9 protein-coding genes are annotated in these 16,552 nt (G+C 58.3%); 6 read left to right on the plus strand and 3 right to left on the minus strand.

Translation table 11 applies throughout. The features are described from left to right. Positions 1-120: 120 nt before the first annotated feature. Together GOV87_RS16020 and GOV87_RS16025 are read left to right on the plus strand one after the other, a co-directional pair. A complete protein-coding gene (locus GOV87_RS16020) occupies positions 121-3,390 on the plus strand; it encodes an adenylate/guanylate cyclase domain-containing protein (protein WP_171212446.1) in 3,270 nt (1,089 codons plus the stop codon). A 10-nt stretch (positions 3,391-3,400) separates the two neighbouring features. Then, complete coding sequence (locus tag GOV87_RS16025; RefSeq protein WP_171126634.1) at positions 3,401-4,564, plus strand: hypothetical protein; 1,164 nt, start codon at positions 3,401-3,403, stop codon at positions 4,562-4,564. Here GOV87_RS16025 and GOV87_RS16030 read toward each other — a convergent pair. Next, entirely contained in the window at positions 4,561-8,190 is a 3,630-nt protein-coding gene (locus GOV87_RS16030; protein ID WP_171212447.1) for a flavoprotein, read from the minus strand. The genes GOV87_RS16025 and GOV87_RS16030 overlap by 4 nt on opposite strands. A 430-nt stretch (positions 8,191-8,620) precedes the next feature. Between GOV87_RS16030 and GOV87_RS16035 the strand changes: the two genes are divergently transcribed. Further along, positions 8,621-9,727, plus strand: coding sequence for a saccharopine dehydrogenase family protein (locus GOV87_RS16035; RefSeq protein WP_171212448.1), 1,107 nt, complete (start codon positions 8,621-8,623; stop codon positions 9,725-9,727). 18 nt (positions 9,728-9,745) lie between these two features. Further along, positions 9,746-11,242 carry an aldehyde dehydrogenase family protein gene (locus GOV87_RS16040; RefSeq protein WP_171212449.1) on the plus strand — a complete coding sequence of 499 codons (1,497 nt, stop codon included), beginning with the start codon at positions 9,746-9,748 and terminating at the stop codon, positions 11,240-11,242. A gap of 38 nt (positions 11,243-11,280) precedes the next feature. Here the strand turns inward: GOV87_RS16040 and GOV87_RS16045 are convergent, their stop codons facing one another. Further along, a complete protein-coding gene (locus GOV87_RS16045; RefSeq protein ID WP_171212450.1) occupies positions 11,281-12,858 on the minus strand; it encodes a DUF5928 domain-containing protein in 1,578 nt (525 codons plus the stop codon). Between the two features lie 142 nt (positions 12,859-13,000). Here GOV87_RS16045 and GOV87_RS16050 point away from each other — a divergent pair, with 142 nt between their 5' ends. After that, positions 13,001-13,819, plus strand: coding sequence for a sulfotransferase family protein (locus tag GOV87_RS16050; RefSeq protein ID WP_171125846.1), 819 nt, complete (start codon positions 13,001-13,003; stop codon positions 13,817-13,819). A gap of 199 nt (positions 13,820-14,018) precedes the next feature. On the opposite strand, the gene ilvD is transcribed toward GOV87_RS16050, so the two are convergent. Beyond that, positions 14,019-15,851 (minus strand): dihydroxy-acid dehydratase, encoded by a 1,833-nt coding sequence (gene ilvD / locus GOV87_RS16055; RefSeq protein WP_171126640.1) that lies wholly within the window; start codon positions 15,849-15,851, stop codon positions 14,019-14,021. Positions 15,852-15,957: 106 nt separating this feature from the next. Between ilvD and GOV87_RS16060 the strand changes: the two genes are divergently transcribed. Further along, a complete protein-coding gene (locus GOV87_RS16060; protein ID WP_171125850.1) occupies positions 15,958-16,503 on the plus strand; it encodes a helix-turn-helix domain-containing protein in 546 nt (181 codons plus the stop codon). Positions 16,504-16,552: the final 49 nt, after the last annotated feature.

Genomic DNA, 16,552 nt, shown 5'->3' on the forward strand with positions numbered 1-16,552 from the left:
CAACGCCCGATTTTCGGGCTTTGGGCTATACCAAAAAATAAAATTAATTAACGATTGCAGACTCGGACGGGTCTGCTGTGCTACGCCTATGTCTGAAGTTGGGGGCTTCAGAGGGGCGATATGTCTCAGGACCTTAGGGACTGGCTAAGCGCACTTGGTTTGTCTGACTATGCGCAGGCCTTTTTGGATAACAAAATTGATTTCGCAATTTTGCCCGATCTGACGGGCGAAGACCTGATCGAAATCGGAGTGACCGCCGTCGGTGACCGCCGGCGTCTTTTGCGTGCGATTTCCGAACTTGAACCAGTCGACCTTGTTCAACCTTATGAACCGCAAACCCCGCTTGAGCCCGCAAAGCGACAAGTCACGGTCATGTTCGCGGACCTCACAGGGTTTACCCGGCTGTCCAGCGAGTTGGACGCCGAGGACATGCACGCGCTGCTGAACGAGTTCTTTCACAAGGTGGATCACGTCGTCGAAAAATTCGGCGGACGGATCGACAAGCATATCGGCGACGCGGTGATGGCTGTATTCGGCGCGCCGATTTCACACACCAACGATACCGAACGCGCAGCGCGGGCTGCGTTGGAGATTCATGCGGCTCTGCCCACCCTGACGCGGCCCCTGTCCTGCCATATCGGAATCGCATCGGGGCAGGTCATCGCCAGCACAACCGGCAGCGAGGCCCATACCGAATACACCGTCACCGGCGACGGGGTGAACCTTGCTTCGCGAGTGACAGACATGGCTGCGCCGGGTGAAACGCTTGTGTCACACGACATTCAGCGCGCGTTGGGACCGCTTTTCGTGGGCGAGTCTATGGGGGCCAAGGCCATCAAGGGCCTGAACGAACCCATCGAGCTTTGGCGGCTGGATCGGATGGCGCGGAACATCCGTTCGCGCCGTCACCGTTTTGTGGGTCGCGAGCGCGAGATGTCGTTGTTCTCGGCCACGTTCGACCGATGCCAGCGGCACGGCAAGGGCGAGGTTCATATCGTTCTGGGTGAGCCGGGCATCGGCAAGACGCATCTGTCCGAACAGGTTGCCGAACTTGCCGACAGCTTGTCTTACGCCGTGCATACCGGCGTCGTCATGGATTTCGGTGCGCGCGAGGGGCATTCAGCCATTCAATCCGTGGCCCGCAGCATGTTGGGGCTTGAGGCAACCGATAACGCCGAAACCTGCGCTGAGGTGGCCAAAAGCGCAATCGGCAAGGGTTGGGTGTCGCCGTCCAATGCCACGCATCTGAACGCGCTGCTTGAGCTTGAACAGGACCCCGGACTGGCCGAAGTCTATGCAGTCATGGACAATGCCACCCGCCTGCGCGGGCGGCGTCAGGTGATTGACGAGTTGATTGCCGCCTGCAGTCAGGACAGCCCGCTCTTGATCCAGATCGAGGATATCCACTGGGCGACGCCCGACATCCTGACGGCTTGCGCCCATATCGCGGCCGCTACGCGTGACCTGCCTTGTGTGTTGCTGATGACCAGCCGTGTCGAAGGCGACCCGATTGATCGCGATTGGCAGCTTGGCACCGAGGGCGCGCTGGTTTCGAAACTGGAACTGGCACCTATGGGGGATGATCAGGCCCGGCAACTGGTCGAAGAGTTCACCGGCATAGACCCCGAACTTCTGGACGCCTGTGTGCGTCGGGCAGGTGGCAACCCGCTGTTTCTTGAGCAGTTGCTGCGCAATATCGACGTGCTCAAGCGAGACTCGGTTCCCGGCAGCATCCAAGGCATTGTTCAGTCACGGCTGGATGCATTGGATCCGTCCAGCCGATCCGCGATTCAGGCGGCCTCGGTTCTGGGGCAGCGTTTCTGGCCTGAGGTTTTGAACTTTATTCTGGGAAAAGGGCATCTGGATACCTCGACACTGATCCGCTCGGCCCTGATCCGCGAGGCAGGGACAGATCTGATGTTTGCGCACGCCCTGATCCGGGACGGGTCCTATGCCACGCTGGTAAAGTCCGAGCGTACACGGCTGCACCGCGAGGCTGCCAAATGGTTTGAAGAGCGGGACGCGACCCTGCGCGCACAGCATTTGGATCGCGCCGGGGCCAGCAACGCGGCGCAAGCCTATCTTGAAGCCGCCGAGAACCTGATTCTGGGCTTCCAATATGATGAAGCCAGCCCCCTGATCGAGCGCGCTTTGGAATTACCGGCCCCGGATGGTGTTCGGTTCGATCTGTTGTGCGCACGCGGGGAAACGCACCGGTTGCAGGGATATTCAGAAGACGCGCTGCGCGAGTTCAAAGAGGCAGCCAGGCTTGCCGAGACCGATGAGCAGACCTGCCGCGCCTATATCGGGTTGGCGCAAACCGACCGGCAGGCAAGCCTGTACCAAGAGGCGCTGGATAGCCTTGAAATTGCCGAGGCCGCCGCTGAACGCTGCGGATCGGAAAGAGACATCGCGCAGATCAACTATGTGCGCGGCAATATCTATTTCCCGCTGGGTCAGGTCGAAAAGGCACTGGCCAGCAATGAAAAAGCGCTGACTTTGGCGCGCAAGTTACAATCGGCGCGGTTGGAGGTGGGCGCTCTTAGCGGCTTTGGTGACGCCAATTTCATGAATGCCACCATGCGGTCGGCGACCGGGTTTTACACGCAGGCCGTCGAGCGCGCGCGCGAAGAAGGATTGGTGCGGGATATGGCTGCGAACCTGCACAATCTCAGCGTTGCGCGCAGCTATTCCGGCGACGTGGCGCAAGGCAAGGTGGACGCGCAGGAAGCCATAGAGATTTCGCAGAAGTACTTTGCCTTTGTGCCGGAATGTGTGGCCCAAACATGTCTTGGTGTGGCGCAGACCTTTTTGGGTGAAATGGACGGCGCGCTGGAGTCCTTTACCCTCTCGGCCGAAATTGCCGCCCGAGTTGGGGCCAAGCGGCTGGAGGCGCAGGCGCTGGAGCATCTGGCACGTACACAGGTCTATGCCGGGCAGAAGGATCAGGCGCGCGAAACAGGTCGGCGGGCCGTGGACATTGCGTTGGAACATGGGCGCAACTTTGTGGGGCCAAAGGCGCTGTCGGCGCTGGCCTTGGCTGAAACAGACCCTGACAAACAGGATCAACACTTGAAACTGGGCGCACAGATCATTGCCGAGGGCTGCGTCGGGCACAGCCATTTGCATTTCTACCCCGATGCAAGCGCCGTCATGCTGGCGCGGCAGGAATGGGACAAGGCCACCGGATATGCCGACGCATTGGCCCGTTTTACCGCCGATGAGCCTTTGCCAATGGTCGATCTTTCGATCCAGCACACCAAGGTTCTGGCCGCGTGCGGTGGTTGGGGCATCCCGTTAAGCGCACATGAAGAGTTCGAAGCGCTGGGCGCTGGTTTCTCTGAGATGGGTATCACACAGTCCCTGGTCGGACGTCTGGACCAAGTTTGAAAGGGACTGAATGAGTATCGAAAAGAAGGTTTGGTTGATTTCCGGTGCCCTGACGCTTGGACTGCTTGTGTTGTTGTTCAGGCTGTTGGTGGCGCTGAACCATTTCGAAGGCGACCCGACGCAACTGCCTGATCAGGCATCGGTCGACGGCTATCTGCAAGACCTGGAAAACGTGCCGGAGTATCAGGTCAGGACCGGAATTTTCATCAAGTCGTTTGTTTTCACCGATGCCAGCGATGTCCATGTCACCGGATATGTCTGGCAGCATTACGAAGACGGTGTGCATGACGCGATCAAACCGACCGGCGATGCTGTCGGGTTCGTGCTGCCCGATGCCTCGGACGCCGCCAGCGGGATGATCGAAGAAGCCTATCGCATGGATCAGGACGGCGAAGAACTGATCGGCTGGTATTTTGAACAGACCCTACGGCAGAATTTCGACTACACCAGCTATCCCTTCGACCATAAAACCGTATGGGTCCGGTTCTGGCCCGCCAGTTTCGACACCGCCGTGGCCCTGATCCCCGATTTCGCGGCCTATCCAGCCACGGGCCCCGATGACATATTCGGGATCGACAGCCGCATCGTCATGGGCACGTGGGAGCGCGAGAATACCTATTTCGACTATCGCCTGTCCGATCTGGGCACCACGCTGGGCATCAGTGATGCCGAATTCCAGACCAACCTGCCCGAGTTGCACTATAACTTTGTCATCAAGCGCAACTTCGGCAACGCCTTCGTCGTTCACATGATCCCCCTGATCGTCGTTACGATGCTGCTGTTTGGCGCAGTCATGACCGTGACCCGCCGGCCCGAGTTGATCGAGCGGCACGATTTCAGCACCTCTAGCGTGATTGGCACCTGTTCGGTTCTGTTCTTCGTGATCCTGCTGGCGCATGTGCAACTGCGTGAAGGCTTTGCCGGATCGCCGGTGATCTATATGGAATCGTTCTTTTTCCTGATGTATTTCCTGTTGCTGGCCGTTTCGGTGAACACCTACCTGTTCGCGTCCGAGGCCGTGCCGTCCCTGCGGTTCATCCACTACCGGGACAACCTGATCCCAAAGGCCGCGTTCTGGCCCTTTGTGTTGATTTGCACGGTGGCGATCACGGCCTATAACCTTAGTCTCAAGGCCGACCCCGAGGATGAAGCCGTGATTGAGATGCTTAACTAGGGCGTTGGCTGGAACCCCGGTTTCGGCGTGCCCGTGGCCATGTCCAGCGTGTATTCCGCCACGACGCCGGACGTGCCGTCGGCCCATTGGTCCAGATATTTGGTCGGGTGGGCGATGACGTAGACATAGGCAGGCTTCTTGACCCCGTCCATCAGCACGTTGATCCGCTTGCGGACATAGACATTCTCGGGCGAGCCGGGGCCGTGATAGCCTTCGAGCTTGTCCAACTCCTTCAGCCCCGAGGATGAGACGCGATAGACCTCACCCCGGATGGGTTCGCCACGCCCTTTCTGATCGACCAGCGTGGCCATCCGGTGCAGGTAGCCGCAATTGGGATTGTCGCAATGCGGCTCGTGCGGGACGATCAGGGGCATGCGTTGCCGGGTAACGGCCTCACCCACGAAATCGTCCAGCACGTCTGCATGGGCGTCGTGGTTGGGGAACCCTTTCTTGAGCGACCCGTAGGTGAAATACAGATAGGTCCGCTCGCGGTCGTCGATCAGATCATTGTCGTGGTCTTCCTCGGGCGCGATGACGGTATGGGCATTGGCCCAGTCATCCAGCATGGCCCTGATCTTGGGTTTGACCTGCTTTACGTCTTTGGCATTCTTCGGGTCCCGCAGGAAGTTGATGCAGTTGCTGGCGTCGATACCTGGCGCGCCTAGAAGCACTTCGACCATTTTGGCCGAGTTGTTCATCACCGCCACATGCAGGCTGGTAAACCCGTGATCGTTGGTGGCGTTGACGTCGATGCCGCGGTTAATCAACTCCTGCGCCGCCTCAAGATCGGGCTTGCCAAGGTTCTGGCCGTTTTCATGCAGCTCGCCTTCGCCCCCCGCCGCATAGTGCAGAAGGGTATCGCCGTTGCTGTCATCCACGATGTCGATCCCGGCCATGCCCTTGTCGATAGCGTCAAAAACACGAGTCCATTGCGCGAACTCGTCCGAGGCTGCAGCCTCCTGCGCCCATTTGCAGATATTGTGTTCCTGATCGGCCAGTTCTTCGAACGCCTCGTCCAACACCTCCATGATCTGATCCGGGGTGGCCATCATGCCGATCCCCATCATGCCGTTGGACAATCGACCCTTGCGCGGGCCAACGATATCGACCCCCAGATCGCGCAGTTTTTCGACATTGTTCTGGGTGGTGACATTGTTCCACATGTTTGTGTTGCAAGCCGGGCAGAGGATCACCGGCTTGTTCCGGTATTGCCATGCCACAAAGACCGAGGTCAGCAGGTTGTCGGCGATCCCGTTGGCGATCTTGCCCATCGTGTTGCAGGTCACCGGCGCCACGATCACGCAGTCGGCCCAGTCACACAGCGCCAGATGCGAGGCGCGCAGGGGCATCCCGAACTCGGTATAGCGGAAATTCCATTCGTCATCGTCGCGGTAATAGTCGTGATGCGAGATGTAATCCTCGATCGTCTTTGGTTTGGCTTTCTTGATATTGCCGGTTTCCTCTTCGACCTCGATATCGCGGAAAAACTTCTCGGCTGACACGGACGGGATCAGCTTGACGTTATGCCCCGCATCCTTGATCCGCTTGACCAGATCGGGAACCTTGTCTGCCGCCGACGACCCGCAGGCACACAGCAGCACATTGCGCTTTTCGCTGGGCGCATCGGTCAACCCGCCCTTGGGGTAGCCAAAGATGTTCTTGTCCAGACTGGGCGATTCATGGCGCAGCAGCACCGGCAGCCCGGCTTCTTTGACGCTTTTCTGAAAGCTGCCATCCAGCACCACATCGACAATATCTTTTCTGCGACCCAGGCATTCGCCCTTGAAGAACAGGTAGGGTGGGTTTTCCTTCCCAGTCATTATCGTCAATTGCCGCCGCATTTTCATTACGTTGGCCCCGTGGCCTTCGACGTCAATCAGCCGGGCACTGGTGATGCCGATATTGGCCAACATACTGCGCAGCATATAGGACCAGGGGTCCTCATCCGCGTAGAACAGCACAATCGGGTTGGTGTTGACGATGCGTTCGACATCCGTGGGGTCTTCGGGCGGTTCATGTTCCTCGATCACCAACATTGCCGGGTTTCCGAGGTCGCGCAGACCGCGGAAGATATGCCCGCGCGGGGCCTGCCAGACTTGCGAGGTTGCCGGGCTCATATCCACGACCGTAACCAGATCGGTCTTTTCGTCATAGGCGATGCAAAGGCACCAGAACTCTTCCAGCAGGGCTGTCTCGCGAAAGACATTTGCGGGGGGGCGGATGACTTCGAACCCCAGCACGCGGTTGAAATCAATATTGATCATCAGATGGCGATCGTCGTGCGCATTCAGGCTGTGCAACTGATCGCGGAACCAGTCCTCGGGCGATTTGTCGTCCTTGTCGGGGCGTTCTGCATAGCTTCGGAATGTGCTGCCCAGATGCACGTCAGGTGTCTGGCTGAGATAGCGCTGCGCCAGCGCGTGCATCTCCTTGGCCGTGGACACACGGCTGAGCGCGTCCGTCAGATTGGCCTGTGTCGCGATCAGCAGCTTGTCTTCGTCGACCTGCTGGTCGCCCAGAATGTTCAGGCTTTCGGCCAAAACCCCCATCGAGTTCATGTTAGGGCTGGCCCGCCGGAACAGGTTGCGGCGTTTCTTGGGGTCTTTTGCCAGATATTCGGTGCTGTCTACGTAGTTGCAATCCTGTTGCAGCGTTTGCAGCGTGGTCTTCACCGCATCCAATGCCGAGAATCGCAAAATCCCCCGCGACCGCATCGAGGTTCCGTCGCGGTCCGACATACCTGCCCATAGCCGGTCAATTGTCGTCACCCACAGCTTGCCGTATTTCTCGGGGTGGACATCCATCATATGCACCAACCCGGTGCTGGGGTTGCATTTCGCGATGATCGCAAAGTGACCGCCGGGCATGTTCTGTTTGCCATGCGCCACGCCGACTTGAAAATTCGCCACAAGAATGTCGTTGTCGCCGCCCACCCGGTTGGATTCGTCAATCGCCGCAAGCAGCAGATCGACCGAGGTCGTGGCCTCGTCCATGAAATAGGCCTGCACTTGTATCTTCTTGCGCAGGCCCTGCGTGTGGATGAATGTGCAGGCGACGTCATAAAGTTCGCCCAATGAAATCCCGTCATTCACAACAAAGGATGTGGGCAAAGCGCATTCGCGGAAGATGTCGTTGACCTCGCAACTGAAGCCCAATGCCGACATGCTGAGCGCGGCCGCCGTGACACTGCAACAGTTGATCGGTTGCTGGAAGTTCTGCAAATGCACGCTGACCAGATCGCCGAACAGGGTTGCGTAACAGGCTTCGCGGATTTTGACCGGGATTTCGAACCATTGGTTGCTGGACAGGTAAGCCAGCTTGGTGCCGGGCGTGGCCACGGCCTCGAGGCTGACGGGAATGTCAAAGATTTCAAGATGCTCTTCGTAGAAATAGTCGCCGGTATCGGCGGTGGTCAAAGTTGTTCCGTCCTGCCGTAACTGGACGATGCCGGAAAGAACGACATACATGCCCTGCGGAGGCAGAACCGTTTTTTCTGCAATGTCGAAGAATTCGAAATGCGCGTTAATTGCCGCGCTGTCGCTGGATGAAAGAATGGAATGAATCAGTTTCCAATCCCCATCCGTCGGCTCGAATGGTTTTGAATTGTCAATCGGATCTTTTGGCACGCTTATTCCCCCTGAACTCGTCTTGAAACTATCACTGACCAACACCGGCTCTTGGCTGGTAACGGGGCCCAAATCGGTTAGCTGGAAACGAAACCGCCCCTCATAGCGCCCGGCGCTGGATGGGCTGGAGTTTGCAAGGAATTAGTGCGCAATACCGGCCCAATAGAGCGCACATTATCGTATTTGTTGACGAAAATCACTGATCCAGTTGGGGTGGCGCCCCCTGCCAGCGGCACGGGGGCCAATGGTTGATTGCGCTCAGGTCACAACACGCAATAGGGGTCGGTCGCGGCGGATGGCGCCAAGATTTCGTCACCATGATGAAAACTCCGACACTATGACGGATCATTCCGTGTTTCCGACAAGATAACCCCTGCGAGCCGGACAAGCGGCCCGTCATACTTTCAGAAAACGAAAGAGGAGGCGCGTTTTGAGCTGGAATATCTGTGTTATCGGAGCAGGCAAGATCGGTCAGATGATCGCGACCCTGCTAAAATCTTCGTCCAATTACTCGGTCACGGTTGCGGATCGTGATCTGTCAGCCCTGTCGGTTCTGAACCGCCAAGGCATTGCGACCCGGCAGATCGACGTCAGCAACGCGGCGCAATTGGCCAAGGCGCTGACCGGCTTTGATGCCGTCATCTCGGCCGCTCCGTTTTTTCTGACCCCGCAAATCGCCAATGCCGCCAAGGCTGCAGGCGCACATTACTTTGACCTGACCGAGGATGTTGCGGCCACCAATGCCGTGCGCGAATTGGCCAAAGACAGCGCAACAGCATTCATGCCGCAATGTGGTCTGGCACCCGGGTTTGTCGGAATCGCCGGGGCAGCGCTGGCGTCAGAGTTTGATGAGTTGGACAGTTTGCACATGCGGGTTGGTGCTTTACCGCTTTATCCGACCAATGCGCTGAAATACAATCTGACATGGTCCACCGACGGGCTGATCAACGAATACTGCAACCCCTGCGATGCCATCGTGAACGGCGACCGGGTCAAGACTGCGCCGCTAGAAGATTACGAGGTGCTGGGCCATGACGGGGTGGAATATGAGTGTTTCAACACCTCGGGTGGCTTGGGCACATTACCCGAAACGCTGGACGGCAAGGCGCGGGCAGTATCCTATCGCTCGATCCGGTATCCCGGCCATTGCGATATTCTGAAGCTGCTGCTCAAGGATCTGGGGCTTGAGCGTCGCCGCGATCTGCTCAAGGATATTTTCGAGACCGCCCTTCCGCGCACGGATCAAGACGTGGTGCTGGTCTATTGCACCGCAAAAGGCATGATCGACGGAAGCTTGCGCGAGAAGTCCCTGATCAACAAAAGCTATGCCCGCAAGATCAACGGACAGGTCTGGAGCGCCATTCAAGTCACCACCGCCGCAGGTGTGCTGGGTGTGGTCGATCTGATGCGCACGGGCGCGCTGCCTGCCAAGGGCTTTGTCCGGCAGGAACAGGTGGCCCTGTCTGATTTCCTGAACACCGAATTTGGCCAGCTTTACCGCGCTGGCGACGCAACCCCACAGAACAAGGCGGCCTGAGATATGAAAGACATCGTGATGACTGCGCAAACAACCCTTGCCAATCTGGACCTGACAGCGGCTGAGCTGACCGGCGGCACTCTGCCGGTGCATTCCCCCATCGACGGCAGCCTGCTGGCTGAGGTGCATGAAACCCCGGCGGGCGACATGGAGACGGTGTTTGCCAATGCCAAAACTGCATTCAAAGCCTGGCGTACTGTACCCGCCCCGCGCCGGGGCGAGTTGATCCGCCTGCTGGGCGAGGAACTACGTGCCGCCAAAGAAGATCTGGGCGCGCTGGTCAGTTGGGAGGCGGGCAAGATCACCTCCGAAGGGCTGGGCGAGGTGCAAGAGATGATCGACATCTGCGACTTTGCCGTAGGTCTGTCGCGGCAGCTTTATGGCCTGACCATCGCTTCTGAACGCCCCGGCCACCGGATGATGGAGACATGGCACCCGGCGGGGCCGGTCGGCGTGATCTCGGCCTTCAACTTCCCGGTTGCGGTCTGGTCGTGGAACGCGGCGATTGCACTGGTCTGCGGCGATACGGTGATCTGGAAACCGTCCGAAAAGACGCCGCTGACCGCGATGGCCTGCCAGAAGATCTTTGAACGCGCACTGGCCCGTTTCGGCGATGCGCCCGACCACCTGCTGCAAACCCTGATCGGCGGTGCCGCGCTGGGCGAGGCGCTGGTGGCCAGCGAGGATGTGCCGGTGATTTCGGCCACCGGTTCCACCCGCATGGGCCGCGCGGTTGCTCCCGTGGTGGCATCCCGCTTTGGTAAGTGCATTCTGGAACTGGGCGGCAACAACGCGATGATCGTTGGCCCCTCGGCCGATCTGGAAATGGCGGTGCGCGCGATTGTGTTCTCGGCTGTGGGTACGGCTGGTCAGCGCTGCACCACGCTGCGCCGCCTGATCGTGCATAACTCGATCCGTGAGGAGCTGGTGGGCCGCCTGAAAAGGGCCTATGCCGGTCTGCCTATCGGCAACCCGCTGACCGAGGGCACTTTGATCGGCCCACTGGTCGATGAGGCATCCGGCGCGGCCATGATCGCTGCTTTGGAATCGGCCAAAGCTGAGGGCGGTGCGGTATTCGGAGGCCAGCGTGTGACCGACGGTGTGCCGGATGGCGTCTATATGCAACCCGCCATCGTTGAGATGCCCGGCCAGACGGCGACCGTGAAAACCGAGACTTTTGCGCCGATCCTTTATGTGATGGGCTATGACGATTTCGACGACGCCATCGACATCCAGAACGACGTGCCGCAAGGCCTGTCGTCCTGCGTGTTCACCCTAAACATGCGCGAGGCCGAGCAATTCCTGACCGCAGCCGGATCGGATTGCGGAATCGCCAACGTCAATATCGGGCCGTCGGGGGCCGAGATCGGCGGTGCCTTTGGCGGTGAGAAAGAAACAGGAGGCGGGCGCGAAAGCGGCTCTGACGCGTGGAAGGCCTATATGCGGCGCCAGACCAATACGATTAACTACTCGGCTGAATTGCCGCTGGCGCAGGGCGTCAAGTTCGACATCTGAACATCCAGACCGGCGATGCCCCAAGCGTCGCCGGTTTTTCAATCGGCGAACAGGTAGTCCAACTGCAAGATTGCCCGGGCCTTGTCTGGTGAGACACCCAAAAACGCTGTAATTGCCGCTTCCTTTTCTGCAGGAGTATCGGTTTCCCGAATACGCTGGTAACTGCCAAGACCGGCCCCCTGTATCAACTCGGATTCGTAGGCAAGCGCGTTGCGTAGGGTTGGCACAAGTTCGGCTACGGTCTCGTCGGGGCTGTTCTCACCAGCCAGACCTATGCGTCGGGCGTGGCCGATCAAGTAAGCATCTGAATACGCGCAATCAATCTCCAACACATGCGCATGGGACTGGTCGGCATAAAAATCCTCAATGATCTCAAGGTTGGCGGGATCGACGCAAATAACCAGCTTGTCCGTTTCGAAATTGTCGAACAGCAAACGCACGACCGCGCGCCGGTGCCGAGACCGTTTTCCCAGCGTGGTTTCTATGCCGCCCAGATCGGGCAGGGCCGTGTCTTCTTCATTAAACAGGTATTCGATACAGGGGATGTCTGTCTCGGACATGATCTGATCGACGAGCCGTTTGGCGACATGCCATTTCTTACAGACGATCAGATAAACTTCGCGGTTTGGTCCAAGGGTATTGCCCGCCTCCCAGAACCGTTGACCATACCGGCGTCCAACGCGGCCGCGCCCGGTCAGGAACCTGTGCAGGTTTCGCCCTTCATCCGTTATCCGGAACGTGACGCCTTCGGTGGCATAGAGTTTGCCCAACCTGTCTTTCAGATCATGAGCTTCAGAGCTGATCTTGCGGGCAAACAGATAATCCTGCCCCAGCAACATATCATAATGGTCGTTGTAAAACGTAACCGGCATTCCATAGTCCGAGAACATCAGGAATGTGGGCGTGCGGTTCTCGATTTCTTCTTTCGAAACAAGATGGCGAACCAGGGTCTGAAAGAAAGTCTCATCCGGAATCCAGGTGGTTGAGAAAAAGCGGATCACATCCGGGCGCTTCTTCAGGAATTCCAGAATCATCTCGATCGTCCGGCGGCGCAGGCACCACCACTGGCTGCCGATCATGACCTGAATGTCGTCGGGAACGTCGCGTGTCAAACCAAACCGCTTTTGCAGTTCGTAAGCGGCATAGAACCACCGGCTTTGTGTTCTTTCGTTGAAGTAATGCCGATAGATCAGCCGGTCTTCTTTCATCCCGGTCTTGATCCACTTGCTTTCAAAGAAGTCATGGCTTTCGATGAAATCCATGTCGCGCTCGTCCAGAAAACGATGTGCGTATTCCGCCGTCTTGATTGCCATGCAGTCGCCCGACAGCATGTAGAAATGCGTTGCACGAGGAAATGCATCCACCGCCGCTTCGATGGCGTGCAGGGTGGCCTGAACCAAAGACCACTCTCCCCAGCCACATCTGATCCGCTTGGTTGCGAAAGTGACGTTTGCGTTGTGCGCAAGAGCGTCCCGAATTTGGGCATAGGCCGCGGCGCTGGCGCGTGCGTCGAAGTGAATGGCCATGCAATCCCCAGCGGCGGTCAATTGCTCGGCTTGTGCAATGATGGCCTCGGGGTCTTTGTGGCACAGCAATATATAGGCAATCCTGGCCATTTCAGTTCTGTGAATTCCGTTTCTGCCCGTTTCCAACCGTGATACTGAGGATGAGCGATTGAATAAACATAATATTTTTGGTTTTTTGATCTCAAAAGCGGGCAGAAATTTTAGGTTCTGACACGCGGAGGAGGCAAAGCAGATGGGTTTTCCCGGCACATGGATGACCGAGAGCGAAAGCATGGTGTATCGGGTTGTGCCGAAATGCGCCTGCTCAACCATTGGACAGATCATGTATTATTCGGATCATGGTCGGTTCTTTGATGGTGATATTCACGACGCAGATGACGGAATGCACAAATGGGCGTTCGAGAACAGTCAGGATGTGATTTCCCAAAATATCCGAAACCACTCGTCTTATACCTTCACCTGTGTCCGCAATCCTTACACGCGTATCCTCAGCTCCTTTTTTGACAAGATCTGCGGCATTCAGCGAAACGGCAAACGGTACCGGGGCAATCTGGTGCCGACGCTGATCTACAATTACGGGATCGAGGTTGGCGGCGATGACGGCAAGGGTGAGTTCGATCAGATCGCCAGCTTCCGTCGGTTTCTTTTGTTCGCGCGCGACACGATCCGGTGGCGCAGGCCGATGGACCCCGACATTCATTGGTCCGCCATGTCGGGCCATGTCTCAACCTTCATCGTGAATGGCGGACGGTATGACAAGATTTTCTGGACCGAAGCGTTCAACGACGGAATGCAGGATGTCCTGAACCATCTGGATACGCCGCATAATGTGGAGCTGTCCACAATCCCGCGCTTCAACGAATCTGAGGGGCATGGCCCAAAGCGCGCGCATCCGGTTGCAGACTATTTTGACGACCTCTCGATGCACTTGGTCTACGAAATCTACAAGCAGGATTTCGAGCTGTTCCGGTATGATTTTGAGAACCCGGCTAACAAGATGCCAATTGGTGAAATTGATCTGGATGAGGTTCATGCCAAACTTGGCGACTGAGTAAGGGCAGGTTCTCCCGCCCATCATCAATGTCTCTGACAAGACATCTCCTCTGGTTGGGCCCGGCGCCGCGCACCGCGCGGCGCCGGGCCCAAGACTGAACGGGGTATCGGCGCAGCCGATGGCGTAGTTCGGGCGCGGGAGGGTTTGGGTGGTTGGAAAACCCGGCCCGTCATAATCGCGCGCCGGGTTAACACAGTCACAACTGGCGCACAGCTCCCTTAGCCGCACTTGTCGTCAGTTTGGCATAGGCCTTCAGTGCCGTGGACACCTTGCGTTTGCGTGCGGCGGCAGGTTCCCAGCCTTTTTCGTCCTGTTCTTCCCGGCGCGCGGCCAGTTCTTCGTCGGACACCGCCAGATGGATCGAGCGGTTGGGGATGTCGATCTCGATCTTGTCGCCCTGATGCACCAGACCGATGACGCCACCTTCGGCCGCTTCGGGCGAGACGTGGCCGATCGAAAGGCCCGAGGTGCCACCCGAAAACCGCCCGTCGGTCAGCAGCGCGCAAGCTTTGCCCAGCCCCTTGGATTTCAGATACGAGGTCGGGTACAGCATTTCCTGCATCCCCGGGCCACCGCGCGGGCCTTCGTACCGGATAACGACCACGTCGCCCTCTTTCACTTTGCCGGTCAGGATGTCGTTCACCGCCTGATCCTGGCTTTCGCAGACATAGGCCGAGCCGGTGAAGGTCAGGCTGGCAGGGTCCACACCGGCGGTTTTCACGATACAGCCGTCGCGCGCGATGTTGCCGAACAGCACCGCCAGACCTCCATCCTGACTGAACGCGTGTTCCTTGGACCGGATCACGCCGCCTTCGCGGTCGGTGTCCAGCTCTTTGTAGCGGTTCGACTGGCTGAACGCCTGCGTGGTGCGGACGCCACCCGGCGCGGCCTTGAACAAATCCTGCGCCTTGGGGTTGTTGGCGACCTTAATATCCCAATTGGCAATTGCTTCACCCATCGTTGCCGAATGCACGGTGCTACAATCATCGTGCAGCAGACCGGCGCGGCTGAGTTCGCCGAGGATCGAGAAGATGCCGCCCGCGCGGTGAACGTCTTCCATATGCACGTTCTCTGTGTTCGGCGCGACCTTGCACAAACAGGGTACTTCGCGGCTGAGTCGGTCCATATCGGACATGGTGAAGTGCACCTCGCCCTCATGCGCGATGGCCAGCAGGTGCAGCACGGTGTTGGTGGACCCGCCCATGGCGATGTCCAGCGACATGGCGTTCTCGAACGCATCAAATGTGGCGATTTCGCGGGGCAGGAAGCCCTTTTCATCCAGATCATAGTGGCGCTTGGTGATCTCGACGATGCGGCGACCGGCCTCAAGGAACAGCTCTTTGCGGTCTGAGTGCGTGGCCAGCGTGGACCCATTGCCCGGCAGGGCCAGACCCAGCGCCTCGGCCAGACAGTTCATCGAGTTCGCGGTGAACATGCCCGAGCACGACCCACAGGTCGGGCAGGCGTTTTCCTCGATATGCTGGACCTGTTCGTCGGTGTACTTGTCGTCGGCCGCGGCGACCATCGCGTCCACAAGGTCGATCTTTTTCACATCCAGATCGGCGATGTCGATCTTTCCGGCCTCCATCGGCCCGCCCGAGACAAAGATCGCGGGGATGTTCAGGCGCATGGCAGCCATCAGCATACCCGGCGTGATCTTGTCGCAATTCGAGATGCATACCATCGCATCGGCACAATGCGCGTTGACCATGTATTCGACCGAATCTGCGATCACCTCTCGTGAGGGAAGCGAATACAGCATGCCGTCATGGCCCATGGCGATCCCGTCATCCACGGCGATGGTGTTGAACTCTTTGGCGACACCACCGGCGGCCTCGACCTCGCGGGCAACCATCTGGCCGAGGTCCTTCAGGTGAACGTGGCCCGGCACAAACTGCGTGAACGAGTTGACGATTGCGATGATCGGCTTGCCGAAATCGTCATCCTGCATCCCGGTGGCGCGCCACAGACCGCGGGCACCGGCCATGTTGCGGCCATGGGTAGAGGTTCTGGATCGGTACATTGGCATGATGCTGTTTCCCTTATGCCCCGGTTGCGATGGCGGGGTGTGTGCGTTATAGCGCACGTAACACATGTGCGCTATAACGCACAAGAGGATTCGAAAGACGAACGATATGGCACCGGATGATATAACGCTGAAACTGCGGGATGTGCGCGCGGCCTCGGGGCTGAGCCTGTCCAAGGTGGCCGAGATGACAGGCGTCAGCAAGGCCATGCTGGGCCAGATCGAGCGGGGCGAATCCAGCCCGACCATCGCGACCCTGTGGAAGATCGCCAAAGGATTCCAACTGCCACTTAGTGCTTTGATCGGGTCGTCGGCGCTGCGCGACCCTGCCGATTCCAGCCTGTTCCGCACAGTGACCTTTCCTGGCAGCATCGAGGTCAAGATCGTCTTCCCCTATGACCCCGCACTTGGCGCGGAAACCTTCCATGTCGATCTTGCACCGAACCAGAGCCACGAATCCGCCGCCCATGCCGCCGGCGTGACCGAGGAAGTGTTCGTGCTGAAAGGTGCATTGGAAATCTTGCGCGACGCGGAATGGGTGCCGTTGCAAGCCGGACAGGGCCTGCGCTTTGCTGCAGACATTCCCCATGGTTATCGGGCGGGTGATGAGGGTGCCGCATTTCTGAACATGCACCACTATGGTCAGGCCGGATAAGCGGACCCGCGACCTTATCCAGCCTTGAACCCGCAACCCTGCGCGTATA

The sequence above is a fragment of the Ruegeria sp. HKCCA5426 genome (assembly GCF_013034585.1).
Taxonomy (GTDB): Bacteria; Pseudomonadota; Alphaproteobacteria; order Rhodobacterales; family Rhodobacteraceae; genus Ruegeria.